Source organism: Stutzerimonas stutzeri (genome assembly GCF_024448695.1).
Lineage (GTDB): Bacteria > Pseudomonadota > Gammaproteobacteria > Pseudomonadales > Pseudomonadaceae > Stutzerimonas > Stutzerimonas stutzeri_T.
Window position 1 is genome coordinate 1 of sequence record NZ_JAMOHY010000041.1, and the last position, 14,714, is coordinate 14,714.

The 14,714-nt window shown below is 60.9% G+C and carries 10 protein-coding genes; 8 read left to right on the forward strand and 2 right to left on the reverse strand.

All coding sequences use genetic code 11. From position 1 onward, the window contains the following. The 3 genes from NAV32_RS17090 to NAV32_RS17100 all read left to right on the forward strand — a co-directional run. A partial coding sequence (locus tag NAV32_RS17090; RefSeq protein WP_272890326.1) for an Hpt domain-containing protein occupies window positions 1-3,621 on the forward strand: 3,621 nt, incomplete at its 5' end. Continuing rightward, a complete protein-coding gene (locus tag NAV32_RS17095; RefSeq protein WP_256053982.1) occupies window positions 3,614-4,666 on the forward strand; it encodes a chemotaxis protein CheB in 1,053 nt (350 codons plus the stop codon). The genes NAV32_RS17090 and NAV32_RS17095, both read left to right, overlap by 8 nt. Beyond that, on the forward strand, window positions 4,663-5,136 hold the full coding sequence (locus NAV32_RS17100) for a chemotaxis protein CheW (RefSeq protein WP_256053983.1): 474 nt from the start codon (window positions 4,663-4,665) through the stop codon (window positions 5,134-5,136). The genes NAV32_RS17095 and NAV32_RS17100 overlap by 4 nt, the downstream gene beginning before the upstream one ends. A 4-nt stretch (window positions 5,137-5,140) precedes the next feature. Here NAV32_RS17100 and NAV32_RS17105 read toward each other — a convergent pair whose 3' ends face one another. Both NAV32_RS17105 and NAV32_RS17110 read right to left on the reverse strand, forming a co-directional pair. Continuing rightward, window positions 5,141-5,857, reverse strand: coding sequence for a 16S rRNA (uracil(1498)-N(3))-methyltransferase (locus NAV32_RS17105; protein WP_256053984.1), 717 nt, complete (start codon window positions 5,855-5,857; stop codon window positions 5,141-5,143). A gap of 118 nt (window positions 5,858-5,975) precedes the next feature. After that, window positions 5,976-7,382, reverse strand: coding sequence for an adenosylmethionine--8-amino-7-oxononanoate transaminase (locus NAV32_RS17110; protein ID WP_256053985.1), 1,407 nt, complete (start codon window positions 7,380-7,382; stop codon window positions 5,976-5,978). Between the two features lie 172 nt (window positions 7,383-7,554). Here NAV32_RS17110 and NAV32_RS17115 point away from each other — a divergent pair, with 172 nt between their 5' ends. The 5 genes from NAV32_RS17115 to NAV32_RS17135 all read left to right on the forward strand — a co-directional run bounded on the left by NAV32_RS17115 (window position 7,555) and on the right by NAV32_RS17135 (window position 14,618). Continuing rightward, window positions 7,555-8,115 (forward strand): cytochrome b, encoded by a 561-nt coding sequence (locus NAV32_RS17115; RefSeq protein ID WP_256053986.1) that lies wholly within the window; start codon window positions 7,555-7,557, stop codon window positions 8,113-8,115. Between the two features lie 17 nt (window positions 8,116-8,132). Further along, window positions 8,133-8,708, forward strand: a complete 576-nt coding sequence (locus NAV32_RS17120; protein ID WP_256053987.1) for a YceI family protein — start codon at window positions 8,133-8,135, stop codon at window positions 8,706-8,708. Window positions 8,709-8,907: 199 nt separating this feature from the next. After that, window positions 8,908-10,032, forward strand: coding sequence for an efflux RND transporter periplasmic adaptor subunit (locus NAV32_RS17125; protein WP_256053988.1), 1,125 nt, complete (start codon window positions 8,908-8,910; stop codon window positions 10,030-10,032). Window positions 10,033-10,056: 24 nt separating this feature from the next. Further along, window positions 10,057-13,191, forward strand: coding sequence for an efflux RND transporter permease subunit (locus NAV32_RS17130; RefSeq protein ID WP_256053989.1), 3,135 nt, complete (start codon window positions 10,057-10,059; stop codon window positions 13,189-13,191). Next, window positions 13,188-14,618, forward strand: coding sequence for an AdeC/AdeK/OprM family multidrug efflux complex outer membrane factor (locus NAV32_RS17135; protein WP_256053990.1), 1,431 nt, complete (start codon window positions 13,188-13,190; stop codon window positions 14,616-14,618). Before NAV32_RS17130 ends, NAV32_RS17135 begins: the two co-directional genes overlap by 4 nt. The last annotated feature ends 96 nt before the right edge of the window (window positions 14,619-14,714 follow it).

Below are 14,714 nucleotides of genomic sequence, written 5' to 3' on the forward strand. Positions count from 1 at the left end.
GAAGCCGAAGCCGAAGCCGAAGCCGAAGCCGAAGCCGAAGCCGAAGCCGAAGCCGAAGCCGAAGCCGAAGCCCCGCCAGTCGAGTATTTTGCGCCGGATGATGAGCAGGATAGGGAAATGGTCGAGATATTTCTCGATGAAGCCGTCGACCTGCTTGAGAGTGCCGGAAGTGCACTGGAGCGCTGGCTGGCCGATCCCGCCAATCAGCTGGCCCTGTCCGCGCTGCTGCGTGATCTGCACACTCTGAAGGGCGGTGCCCGGATGGCTGCAATTCGGCCCATAGGTGATCTGGCCCATGAGTTGGAGACCCTCTACGAGGGGCTTACTGACGGACGTTATGTCCACTCGCAGGAACTTGCCGCACTGCTTCTGAGTAGCCACGATCTGCTCGCGACACAGCTGGAGCACCTGAAGTCTCGCCAGCCGATGGACACCGCAGCGGCGCTGATCAAGCGCATCCAGGCATATCGACGGGGTGTTGCACCTGGTTTCGAAGGCGAAATAGCTGACAGCGCTGAGCCGGCTGTGGCTGCGATTGCTGTCGAGCCAATCGCCAATGAGCCAGTCGTAGCGGGTTTTGCCGGGCTGATCGATGAAGCCTGGCTGGTCAATGAGGATGAAGCTCAAGCTGCTGGCGCTGAAGAAACGGTAGCCAAGAGCGCTGCTTCGGTCGACGCTGAATGGACACCAGACCCCAGCTTCGATATCGAGTCATGGATGTCGGACGAAGGATCCGAGGTGTCTGCATCGGAATCCTCTCTGGGCCAGGCAGCCACAGAACCTGCTGAAGCAAGCCCCGGAGCTTGGGAAGAGCGTGACCCGGAACTGGTGCAGATATTCCTTGAAGAAGGCTTCGATATCATCGAACGCGCCGGTCTGTCGCTGCAGCGCTGGATGAATGATGTCGACAACAGCTTCGAGGTCGAAGCCCTGCAGCGCGATCTGCATACCCTGAAGGGTGGCGCGCGGATGGCAGATATTCGCGAAATCGGCGATCTGGCCCATGAGCTCGAATACCTCTACGAAGGCCTGTGTGCCGGTCACTACCGGGCCAGCGCAACATTGTTTGCCTTGCTGCAGACCTGTCATGACCGCCTTGCTGCGATGCTCGATGCAGTGCGCAGCTATTGTGAGTTGCCCGGCGGACAGGATCTGATCGATACCATTAGGCACTTTCGAGCCAGCCCCGATGAGCAGCTGAGCATACCCAGCAGCGTTGCCCTGAAGGCAGCTGACGATCCTGCATTGAACGCGGCTGATGCCGAAATCCTGGACATCTTCGTCGAAGAGGCCGATGACCTTCTGGAAGATATGGAGGCGGCGTTGGGCCGTTGGGAGGCTACGCGTGACAGTGCGGCCCCGCTGGCGGACATGATGCGCATCCTGCACACGCTCAAGGGTGGTGCACGGCTGGCCAGCCAGGGCGGGCTGGGCGATATGGCACATGAGCTGGAGCAGCGTCTCGGGGAAGCCCAGGTGCAGGGTGGGACCTGGTCGGAAAGCCTCTTCCTTGACGTGCAGCGCGGCTACGATGCCATGCTCAAGGAAGTCGAGTCGATGCGCTCGCTGCTGACGAGCGAGTCTGAAACCTACGCAGACGATCACGCTCAGGCACCGAACGAGCAGGCGCGCGTTGACACGCCTGTGATCCAATTGGAGACACCAATCGTTGCGGCCAGCGTCCAGGCTCCGGCATTGAGTACGCCGGCCAAGGTGCTGCCATTCATTCGTCGCGCCGAGCAGGCAGCGCTGGACGCCGCGTCGCGGCGTGCACCGCAGGAGCTGGTCAAGGTACCTGCGGATCTGCTTGAGGGTCTGGTCAATCTGGCGGGTGAGACCTCGATCTTCCGGGGGCGCGTCGAGCAGCAGGTCAGTGACGTTGGCTTCACCTTGGGCGAGATGGAAGCCACCATCGAGCGGGTTCGTGATCAGTTGCGACGGCTCGACACCGAGACCCAGGCGCAGATTCTGAGCCGCTACCAGGCCGAAGCAGAACGCGCGGGTTATGACGATTTCGATCCGCTGGAAATGGACCGGCACTCGCAGCTGCAGCAGCTTTCCCGTGCGCTCTTCGAGTCGGCGTCCGACCTGTTGGACCTCAAGGAGACACTGGCGGCGCGTAATCGCGATGCGGAAACGCTGCTGTTGCAGCAGGCGCGGGTCAATACCGAACTCCAGGAAGGCCTCATGCGGACCCGCATGGTGCCCTTCGACCGACTGGTGCCGCGCTTGCGTCGAATCGTTCGGCAGATTGCCGGCGAACTGGGCAAGCAGGTCGAGTTTCACGTCGGCAATGCGACGGGGGAAATGGATCGCAGCGTTCTTGAGCGTATCGTGGCGCCACTGGAACACATGCTGCGCAACGCCGTGGACCACGGTATTGAAGCCGGACCCCAGCGGCTCGCCGCGGGCAAGCCCGAGCAGGGCAGTATCCGACTGGAACTGACGCGTGAGGGTGGTGACATCGTCCTGGCGCTCAGCGATGACGGGGCGGGGATCAATATCGAGGCAGTGCGACGCAAGGCGCTTGAGCGCGGCCTGATGATCGAAGGCGCTGACCTGAGCGACCATGAAGTGCTGCAGTTCATTCTCGAGGCAGGCTTCTCCACCGCTGAGCAGGTGACGCAGATATCTGGGCGCGGTGTCGGCATGGACGTGGTGCATTCAGAGGTCAAGCAGCTCGGTGGCTCCATGGGCATCGAATCGAAACAGGGTGTCGGTACGCGCTTCCTGATTCGCCTGCCTTTCACCGTGTCGGTCAACCGCGCCCTGATGGTGTATTCCGGCGAGGACCTTTATGCGATTCCGCTGAACACCATCGAAGGTATCGTGCGTGTTTCCCCTTATGAACTCGAAGCCTACTACCAGCCTGGCGCGTCACGTTTCGAGTATGCCGGGCAAACCTACGAGCTGCGTTACCTGGGCGAATTGCTGAACAACGGTCAGCGACCCAAACTGGTCGGCCAGAGCCTGCCATTGCCCGTGATTCTGGTGCGCTCCAACGAGCACAGTGTGGCCGTACAGGTAGACAGTCTGGCCGGCTCGCGAGAAATCGTGGTGAAAAGTATGGGCCCGCAGTTTGCAACGGTTCCCGGGATTTCCGGGGCGACCATTCTTGGGGACGGTCGCGTGGTGGTCATCCTCGATCTGCTGGCCACCATTCGCGTGCTTCACGCCCATCTGCTGACACAGCAGCAGCCGCTGCGTCTGATTGGCGAAGATCAGCCTGTCGATGTGGAAATCGACCGGCCGACCCTGGTCATGGTGGTGGACGACTCCGTTACCGTACGCAAGGTCACCAGCCGCCTGCTGGAACGTAACGGCATGAATGTGCTGACTGCCAAGGACGGTGTCGATGCAATCACCCAGTTGCAGGAGCGCAAGCCGGACATCATGTTGCTGGATATCGAAATGCCCCGGATGGACGGCTTCGAGGTTGCGACCCTGGTGCGTCACGACGAGCGTCTGAAAGATCTGCCAATCATCATGATCACCTCGCGTACCGGCGAAAAGCACAGGGACAGGGCAATGGCCATCGGGGTGAACGAGTATCTCGGCAAGCCGTATCAGGAATCGCTGCTGCTCGAAACCATCCAGCAACTGGTTACTCACCATGAGTGAACTGGAGGCGGCACGCATCGGCGTGATTGCCGACACCTCGCTGCAGCGTCATGTGCTGCAGCAGGCATTGAGCAGCAATGGCTACCAGGTGGTGATCAACAATGATCCTGCTCGGCTGGAAGAGGGGGATCTGGTCGCAGTGGAAGCCGATTTGTGGCTTGTCGATCTGGTCCAGACAGAGGACTCGCCGCTGGTCAATGCCTTGCTGGAGAGCGACCGCTGCCCGGTTCTTTTTGGCGAAGGGCATGCACCGGAGCGACATTCGGAACACTACCCACGCTGGGAGCGGCGCCTGCTCGGCAAGCTCAAGCGGCTGGTCGGCGATCCGTCGCGAGTCGTCGGTCCGCGTCTCGAGGTTATGCGCGATGACATCAAGCGTCCTGGCTGTTTGACCTTGCCGGGTGTTCTGGCCGAGGCCGATTCGGCTGTCGGTGAGCCCGCTGATGAAGTCTGGTTGCTGGCTGCGTCACTGGGTGGCCCTGAGGCGGTCAAGGCATTCCTGGATGCACTGCCAGCCGGGCTACCAGTCGGCTTTGTCTATGCGCAGCACATCGAGGCAAGTTTCGAGTCGGCACTGTCGCAGGCGGTAGGTCGACATAGCCAGTGGCAGGTCAACCAGAGCCGTGCCAGCGATAGAATTCGCTGTGGCGAGGTAGTGGTCGCACCCATTGCCCAGGAAATGAGTTTCGGCCAGGACGGCACCATGCTGTTGAGTGGACGCAGCTGGCCCGAGCCCTACAGCCCCTCTATCGACCAGATGATGCTGAACCTGGCGCAACAGTTCGGTAGTCGTTGTGGTGTTATCGCCTTCAGTGGCATGGGCAGTGATGGCAGTGCCGCAGCTGCTTATCTGCTGCGCCAGGGGGGGCGTGTCTGGACCCAGCGTGCCGACTCCTGCGTGTGCTCAAGCATGCCCGATGGTCTTCGTGAAGGGGGTTACAGCTCGCTTAGCGGGGATCCCCGAGAATTGGCCCAGGCCATGCTCACCCATCTTGCCCAGCAGGCCAGTCGGCCTGCTGCAGCCTTGCAACCGGATACTCTATGAGCCAGTCGATAACCACTCAGGACGCCGTCAACAGCATTACCGGCTTGCTGGTGCCGCTCGCCGATCGTACCTTGCTGCTGCCCAACGTGGCGGTTGCCGAACTGATCCCCTATCGCACGCCTCAAGCTGTACAGAGCAATGCACCCGCCTGGTTCCTCGGTCAGGTGCCTTGGCGCGATCTGCTGCTGCCACTGCTGTCATTCGAGGCTGCATCGGGTGGCCAGGCGGAAACCGGTTCGCGGGCTCGGGTCGTGATTCTCAATGCTTTGGGTGGTCGTGATCACGTCAAGTTCATTGCGTTGCTGGTCCAGGGCATCCCGCGCTCGATCAAGATCGACGCCAGCCTGTCGCGTTCGGATGCGCCTCTGGCTTCGCTGGAGCTTGAGGCCGTCAACCTGGGCGATATCCAGGCACGCATCCCGGATCTCATCGGCCTCGAACAAAAACTGGCGGATGCAGGGCTGATCTAGAACCTTAGAAATCGCCCCATAACTGCTGCGCCACACTCAAGGCGACCACTGGCGCTGTTTCGGTGCGCAATACGCGCGGGCCGAAGCGGGCAGGATGAAAACCGGCATTGTGCGCCTGTGCGACTTCCGTATCGCTCAGGCCCCCTTCCGGGCCGATCAGAAAGGCCAGTGAATCCGGGTGCTGATGAGCTGATAACGGCTCGGCGACGGGATGCAGAACCAGCTTCAGCGCTGCTTCTACCCCCAGCCACTGCACGAGCGGCATGGGCGGATGAATCTCTGGAATGACCGAGCGGCCGCACTGCTCGCAGGCACTGATGGCGATCTGGCGCCAATGAGCAAGGCGCTTGTCGGCCCGCTCGTCTTTCAATCGGACTTCACAGCGTTCGCTGACAACCGGCGTGATTTCCGTAACACCCAGTTCGACGGCTTTCTGGATCGCCCAGTCCATCCTTTCGCCACGCGAAAGGCCCTGGCCGAGGTGAATCCGCAGGCGCGACTCGGGCAGCCCCGCCTGCTGTTGGTGGAGCTCGACACGGACCAGCTTCTTGCCCACCTCGAGCAGCGCGCCCAGATATTCCTGACCGCTGCCGTCGAACAGTTGCACGGCAGCGCCAGGTGCCAGGCGTAAGACGCGACCGATGTAATGGGCCTGAGCTTCGGGCAGATCGTGCTGGCCGAGGGAGAGTGGGGCGTCGATAAAGAAGCGGGATAGGCGCATGTGAGCAGCTGCAAGACAGGTCGGAAGCGGCAAGTCTAAAGCATCGGCAGCCTGTCTCGAAGCGTGTCGCTGCCTTTAGCAGGCCGTTGAGAAACGTAGGTAGTTTTTCAACGGCCTGTTAGCCCGGGTCGCGAAAATCGACAGGTGCTCCGGGCCTCGCGGTCACGCTGACTGCTGTGCGGGTGGCAATGTCGATACCCTCGCTGGCAACTTCGGCAAGGAAGTCGATCTGCTCTTCGGTGATGCAGTAGGGCGGCAGAAAGTAGACCACGCTGCCCAGGGGGCGCAGCAGGGCGCCGCGTTGCAGGGCATGCTGGTAGACCTTGAGACCGCGACGCTCCTGCCACGGATAGGGCGTCTTGCTGGCCTTGTCAGCGACCATCTCGATGGCGACGGCCATGCCGGTCTGCCTGACTTCGGCAACCTGCGGATGATCGGCCAGGTGCGCGGTGGCGGTTGCCATGCGCGCGGCGAGCGCCTTGTTCGCCTCGATCACGTTGTCCTGCTCGAAGATATCCAGCGTTGCCAGTGCTGCAGCGCAGGCCAGCGGATTGCCCGTGTAGGTGTGCGAATGCAGAAAAGCACGCAGCGTTGAGTAGTCGTCGTAGAACGCCTGGTAGAGCCTGTCCGTCGTCAGCACCGCGGCCATCGGCAGATAGCCGCCAGTGAGGGCTTTGGACAAGCAGAGGAAGTCCGGCGTGATACCGGCCTGCTCGCAGGCGAACATGGTTCCGGTGCGACCAAAGCCGACGGCAATTTCGTCATGAATCAGGTGCACCTCATAGCGGTCGCAGGCTTCGCGCAGCAGTTGGAGGTAGACCGGGTGATACATGCGCATGCCGCCTGCGCCCTGGATCAGCGGCTCTACGATTACCGCCGCGATTTCTTCGTGATGCTCGGCCAGGGTCTGTTCCATATGCGCGAACATCGTGCGCGAGTGGTCTTCCCAGCTCACGCCTTCGGGGCGCAGGTAGCAGTCCGGACTCGGCACCTTGAAGGTGTCCAGCAACAGGGGCTTGTAAGTGTCGGTGAACAGCGCGACATCGCCCACCGACATCGCCGCTACGGTTTCGCCGTGGTAACTGTTGGTCAGGGTGACGAAGCGCTGTTTGGCCGACCTGCCGCAGTTGCGCCAGTAGTGAAAACTCATCTTCAGCGCGACCTCAATGCCGGTCGAGCCGTTGTCGGTATAAAACACCCGTTCCAGCCCCGCAGGCGTGAGCGCGACCAGCCGCTCGGACAGTTCGATTACCGGCTGATGGCTGAAGCCGGCGAGCATCACGTGTTCGAGCTGATCGAGCTGGTCCTTGATGCGCTGGTTGATGCGCGGGTTGGCATGGCCGAATACATTGACCCACCAGGAGCTGACGGCATCGATATAGCGCTTGCCGTCGAAATCTTCCAGCCAGACACCCTCGCCACGCCGAATGGGAATCAGCGGCAGCTGTTCGTGGTCCTTCATCTGGGTGCAGGGATGCCAGAGAACGGAGAGGTCACGCTGCATCCAGCTGTCGTTCAGGCTCATCATCGCTCCTTGTGCGAACGGGCAGGGATGCGCAGCCTAGCAGAAAGTGGCTCCCGGTCCTGGCGTCGGGTGATCAATCAACTTCTTCGATACCTTGAAACGAAAAAATACGCCTTACTCCGATCCGTTAATCGTTAGGCTTGTCGAATATCAATTGCGCGGGTCTTTATCGATGCAGTGGCGAAATTCTTCAAACAACTATGGCCTTGTCAGCATTGCTATGCACTGGCTGGTTGCGATTGCCGTGGTTGGCCTGTTCGCGCTGGGTTACTGGATGGTCGGGCTGAACTATTACAGCGGCTGGTATCGCACCGCCCCGGATATTCACAAAAGCGTCGGGATCCTGCTGTTTGGCCTGATGCTGGTGCGGGTCATCTGGCGGTTCGTCAGCCCCGCCCCGTCCCCTCTGCGCAGCCATGGCCGCAGGACGCGCATGGCGACCAAGGCTGGACATGGCCTGCTCTATGGGGGGCTGTTTGTTCTGATGATTTCCGGCTACCTGATTTCCACCGCCGATGGCCGTGCCATCGGTGTGTTTGGCTGGTTCGAGGTGCCGGCGTTGATTACCTCGATTCCAAATCAAGCGGATGCTGCAGGCCTGGTGCACGAGTACCTGGCCTGGGGGGTGCTGATCTTTTCCGGTCTGCATGCTCTGGCGGCACTCAAGCACCACTTCATTGACCGCGATCCGACCCTGAAAAGGATGTTCGGTCGCGCTGATGATCACGTCTAAACAAAGGAGAGTTCACCATGCTCAAGAAAACTTTCGCTGCCCTGGCCCTGGGTTCAATGATCTTCGCCGGGCAGGCTGTCGCCGCCGACTATGTGATCGACAAGGAAGGTCAGCATGCCTTCGTTAATTTCAAGATCAGCCACCTGGGCTACAGCTGGCTGTACGGCACCTTCAAGGATTTCGACGGCAGCTTCAGCTTCGATGCGGCGCAGCCGGAAGCCAGCGAGGTCGAGGTGACGCTGAAAACCGCCAGCCTGGACTCCAACCATGCTGAGCGGGACAAGCACCTGCGCAGCGATGATTTCCTCAATGTTGCCAAGCACCCGACGGCCACCTTCAAGTCGACCGCAGTCAAGTCCACCGGCGAGGGTACTGCCGATATTACCGGTGATCTGACGCTCAATGGGGTGACCAAGCCTGTAGTGATCGCGGCGAAATTCATTGGTGAAGGTCAGGACCCGTGGGGTGGTTACCGCGCCGGCTTTGAAGGCACGACCACGCTGACACTGAAGGACTTCGACATAAAGATGGATCTTGGTCCGGCTTCGCAAACCGTAGACCTGATCATCTCCGTTGAAGGCGTTCGTCAGTAAGCGGAGGTTGTCACAGGCGCCGGCGCAAGCCGGCGTTCTGCTTTTGGGTACGCACAAAAAGACGTCTAACTGACCCTGCGGATATAGCGATAATTTGTTTACAGACAGTGATGAATGTAAGTATATTTCCGCCATTCTGCCATTCGAGTCTGCCGCCGCTGCCTTGCGCCGGCACTGTCCGCCAACGAGGTTCATCTTCATGTCACTCAAGCCAGCCAGTGCTGCCCTGATCACGCTTTTCGCCGCATCCCTGCTTGTCGGTTGTCAGGAGGACGAGGCCGCAGCGCCAGCAGCCCAGGAAGCGCCGCAGGTTGGCTTCGTGACACTGAAAGCCGAGCCTTTCGCGCTCACCACCGAGCTGCCAGGGCGTGCCCAGCCCTTCCGTATTGCCGAGGTGCGTCCGCAGGTTGATGGCATTATTCAGAAGCGCCTGTTTACTGAGGGCAGCGACGTCAAGGCGGGACAGCAGCTGTATCAGATCGATGATGCGGTCTACCAGGCGGTCTACAAGAGCGCCCAGGCCAGCCTGGCCTCGACCAAGTCCCTCGCTGACCGTTATGCCTTGCTCGTAGAGGAGCAGGCGGTAAGCAAGCAGGCCTACGATGAAGCGCGTGCGACCAATCTGCAGGCAGAGGCAGATCTGGAGCGTGCGCGGATCAATGTTCGTTACACCAAGGTACTGGCACCCATTTCAGGCCGAATTGGCCGCTCGGCCGTCACCGAAGGTGCGCTGGTCAGTAGTGGCCAGGCACAAGAGCTGGCAATCATCCAGCAGCTGGATCCGATCTACGTCGATGTCACCCAGCCGGCGCGCGACCTGCTCGTACTGCGCCGTGATCTGGCCGAGGGGCGACTGCAGAAAGCGGGCGAGAACGCGGCGAAAGCGACCTTGACCCTCGAAGACGGCAGCACCTACCAGCATGAGGGCAAGCTCGAGTTCTCCGAAGTATCGGTGGATGCCGGAACCGGCTCGGTGGTGCTGCGTGCGGTCTTCCCCAATCCGGACAAGGTGCTGATGCCCGGCATGTTCGTGCATGCACGGCTGGTCGCCGGGGTAAAGAGTGAAGCCATTCTGGCGCCCCAACAGGGCATCACACGGACTCCGACCGGGCAGGCGACCGCGCTGGTGGTCAATGCCGAAAACAAGGTCGAGGCGCGTCAGGTCACGACAGCGCGTACCGTTGGCAACCGCTGGCTGGTGACCGAAGGGCTCAATGCCGGTGATCGCCTGATCACCGAGGGGCTGCAGTTCATTGCTCCGGGCGTCGAGGTCAACCCCGTTCCGGCCAGCAATGTTGCCGCCGCCCAGCCACAAGCCCAGTAAGGCTGAGCCAAGGATAATCACCCCATGTCCAGATTCTTTATTGACCGCCCCATTTTCGCTTGGGTAATCGCCCTGGTGATCATGCTGGCCGGCGGCCTGTCCATTCTCGGCCTGCCGGTCAATCAGTACCCCAGTATTGCGCCGCCTGCAGTCGGCATTCAGGTCAGCTACCCCGGTGCATCCGCACAGACGGTGCAGGACACCGTGGTGCAGGTCATCGAGCAGCAGCTGAACGGCATCGACGGCTTTCGCTATATGTCCTCGGAGAGCAACTCCGACGGCAGCATGTCGATCACCGTGACCTTCGTGCAGGGCACTGATCCGGATATCGCCCAGGTCCAGGTGCAGAACAAGCTGCAGCTGGCCACACCGTTGCTGCCCCAGGAAGTCCAGCAGCAGGGCATTCGGGTCACCAAGTCGGTCCGTAACTTCCTCATGGTGCTCGGCGTGATTTCGACCGATGGCAGCATGACCCGCGGCGATCTGTCGGACTACATTGTTTCCAATATCCAGGACCCCATTTCGCGGACGGCCGGCGTGGGCGACTTCCAGGTGTTCGGTTCGCAATACGCCATGCGCATCTGGCTTGATCCGGCCAAACTGAACAATTATGCGCTGACGCCCGTGGATGTTGCCGAGGCGATCCGCGCGCAGAACGTGCAGATTTCGGCGGGACAGTTTGGCGGCTTGCCGGCGGTGCCGGGCCAGCAGCTCAGTGCGACCATCATTGGCAAAACGCGGCTGCAAACGCCCGAGCAGTTCCGCGACATTCTGCTCAAGGTGAACAGCGATGGCTCACAGGTGCGCCTGGGTGATGTCGCCAGGGTTGCACTGGCAGAACAGAACTCGGCCATCAGTGCGCTGTACAACGGCATGCCGGCCTCGGCGATAGGCATCAAGCTGGCAACGGGTGCCAATGCATTGAATACGGCTAAGGCCGTCCGCGCCACCATTGCCGAGCTGGAACCCTTCTTCCCGCTAGGCATGGAGGTGGTCTATCCGTACGACACCTCGCCTGTGGTGTCGGCCTCTATTACCGGTGTGGTCTACACCCTGTTTGAAGCCATCGCCCTGGTATTCCTGGTGATGTACCTGTTTCTGCAGAACTTCCGTGCCACGTTGATTCCAACGCTGGCGGTGCCGGTGGTGCTGCTGGGTACATTCGGCGTGCTCTCGATGTTCGGCTTCAGCATCAATACCCTGACCATGTTCGCGATGGTGCTGGCCATCGGTCTGCTGGTGGATGACGCCATCGTGGTGGTGGAGAACGTCGAGCGGGTGATGGCCGAGGAAGGGCTGTCTCCGCTTGAGGCGACACGCAAATCCATGGGGCAGATTCAGGGGGCGCTAGTCGGCATCGGTCTCGTGCTCTCGGCGGTGTTCGTGCCGATGGCCTTCTTTGGTGGTTCCACGGGGGTCATCTATCGGCAGTTCGCGATCACCATCGCCTCGGCGATGACGCTGTCGGTACTGGTGGCGCTGATCTTCACCCCGGCGCTTTGCGCAACGATGCTCAAACCAATCCCCAAGGGGCATCATCACGCCAAGGGCGGCTTTTTCGGCTGGTTCAACCGCACCTTCGAGCGGGGTGTGGGGCGCTATGAAAATGGTGTGCGAAGTGTGCTCAAGCGCAAGATTCCCTATTTGTTGCTGTATCTGGGCATCGTTGCCGCCATGGGCCTGCTGTTTACCAAGCTGCCCACCTCGTTCCTCCCCGAAGAGGATCAGGGCGTACTTTTTGCTCAGGTCCAGACGCCAGCCGGTTCAACCGCGGAGCGCACCCAGCAGACCATCGACGCCGTGCGCGAGTATCTGCTGAAGGAAGAGAGCGACGTGGTCAACTCGGTGTTCACCATTACCGGCTTCAACTTCGCCGGGCGTGGACAGAATTCCGCGATGGCCTTTATCGGGCTCAAGCCCTGGGATGAGCGCACCGCCGAAGGGCAGGACGTGGCCTCGCTGGCGCAGCGTGCACAACAGCGCTTCGGCACCTTCCGTGACGCCATGGTGTTCGCCTTCGCCCCGCCTGCGGTCATGGAGCTGGGTAATGCCACCGGCTTCAACTTCTTCCTGCAGGACCGTGCCGGCGTTGGTCATGATGCGCTGATGGCGGCGCGCAATCAGTTTCTCGGCCTTGCCGGGCAGCATCCGATGCTCGCCAACGTACGCCCCAACGGCCTGAATGACGAACCGCAGTACAAATTGCTGATCGATGACGAGAAGGCAAGAGTGCTCGGGCTTTCCCACAGTGCAATCAATAATGCGCTGTCGATTGGCTGGGGTTCGAGCTACGTCAACGACTTCATCGATCGTGGTCGCGTCAAGCGCGTGTATATGCAGGGCGAGGCCAGCGCGCGGATGAATCCGGAAGACCTCAACAAGTGGTTCGTGCGCAACGATCAGGGCGAAATGGTGCCGTTCAGCGCCTTCGCCAGCGGCGAGTGGATCTATGGTCCGCCCAAGCTGTCGCGTTACAACGGCGTATCGGCGATGGAAATCATGGGGCAGGCAGCACCGGGCTATAGCTCAGGAGATGCCATGACGGTAGTGGAAGAGCTTGCCCAGCAGTTGCCGCCAGGCGTGGGGATTTCCTGGACGGGCCTGTCCTACGAGGAGCGGCTCTCCGGTGATCAGGCGCCGGCGCTCTATGCCTTGTCATTGCTGGTGGTATTTCTTTGTCTGGCGGCGCTTTATGAAAGCTGGTCGATCCCCTTCGCAGTGATGCTGGTCGTGCCGCTCGGTGTCATCGGTGCATTGTTGGCGACCATGGGCCGTGGCCTGTCCAATGACGTGTTCTTCCAGGTCGGCTTGCTGACCACCATCGGCCTGACGGCAAAGAACGCCATTCTTATCGTGGAATTCGCCAAGGATCTGCACGAGCAGGGCATGAGCCGCTTCGATGCTGCCGTACAGGCCTGCCGGATGCGCTTGCGCCCAATCGTCATGACCTCGCTGGCTTTCACCCTGGGCGTTGTGCCCTTGGCATTGGCCAGTGGCGCCGGTGCAGGCAGCTCCCATGCCATCGGGACCGGCGTTATCGGCGGGATGATCACCGCAACCGTGCTGGTGATCTTCTGGGTACCGCTGTTCTATGTTCTGGTGTCTTCGCTGGAACGCAAAAAGGCCGCTCCTGACGAGCAGAAAGGAGATGCGCAATGAACAAGTCCGTACTGACATTGGCGCTGGCGGCAGCACTCAGCGGCTGCTCGCTGATTCCTGACTATCAGCGTCCGGATACGCCTGCTGCGGCCAACTGGCCCGAAGGCGAAGCCTATGCACAAGGCAGCGCGAGTCAGGGCCAGGCACAGGATCTGGACTGGCAGCGATTCTTCCGCGATCCGCAGCTGCGCCAGCTGATTGGTGTGGCGCTGGAGAACAACCGCGATCTGCGAGTTGCCGCGCTCAACGTTGAGGCCTATCGCGCGCTGTACCGTATCCAGCGTGCCGACCTGTTGCCGGCGATCAGTGCCGACGGTTCCGGCAGCCGCACCCGTACGCCTGGTGATCTCAACCAGACCGGTCAAAGCAATATTGGCAGTCAGTACACTGCGACGCTCGGTGTGGCCTGGGAACTGGACCTGTTCGGGCGTCTGGGCAGTCTCCGTGAACAGGCACTTGAAGAGTATTTCGCCACGGAAGCGGCGCAACGCAGTGCCCGTATCAGCCTGATTGCCAGCGTTGCCAACGCCTGGCTGACCCTGCAGGCCGATCAGGCGCTGCTGCAAGTCAGTCGCGATACGCTCAAGGCCTTCGAGGAAAGCTTCTCGCTCACCCAGCGCAGCTTCGATGTAGGTGTCGCATCGGCGCTGGAGCTGAGCCAGGCCCGCAGCTCGGTGGATAGTGCTCGCGTGCGTATCGAACAGTACACACGCCTGGTTGCCCAGGACCGCAATGCGCTGAGCCGGCTGCTGGGGCAAAGTGTTGCGCCCGACCTGTCGCCGGGTGGGGCGCTGGAGCGAGATCAGCTGGCGGATCTGCCGGTTGGTTTGCCTTCCGATCTGCTTTATCGGCGCCCCGACATCATTCGCGCCGAACACCAGTTGCGTGCGGCCAACGCCAATATTGGCGCGGCCAGGGCTGCGTTCTTTCCGCGTATCAGTCTGACGGGCGCTGTGGGTAGCGCCAGCAGCGAGCTGTCCGGTCTGTTCGGCAGCGGGTCCGACTACTGGAACTTCTCGCCGCGCATCAGCGTGCCGATCTTCAATGCCGGACAGCTGCGGGCAAACCTGGATTACGCCGAGATCAGCCGCAATATTCAGGTGGCCCAGTACGAGTCGGCTATCCAGACTGCGTTCCGTGAAGTTTCCGATGGCTTGGCAGCGCAGGCAACCTACGCCCGCCAGGTACAGGCACAGCGCGATCTGCTGGAGACCAGTGAAGATTACTTCCGTCTGGCCGAGCGTCGTTACCGGACGGGTGTGGACAGTTATCTGACCCTGCTCGACGCCCAGCGTCAGCTGTTCAGCGTGCGGCAACAGTTCATTGGTGATCGTCTGGCACAAATGGTCAGTGAGGTGGAGTTGTTCAAGGCGCTGGGTGGTGGCTGGGATATGGAAACCGAGCCTGTTGCCGGCAGCGAAGGCTGACGCTTCCTGCGAGGCTGTTGCAGAAATGAAAACGCCGCCCGAGCAGACTGTGTGAAAACTTTCTGACTGAAGCTGGCCCAAAGCAAACGCCCCGAT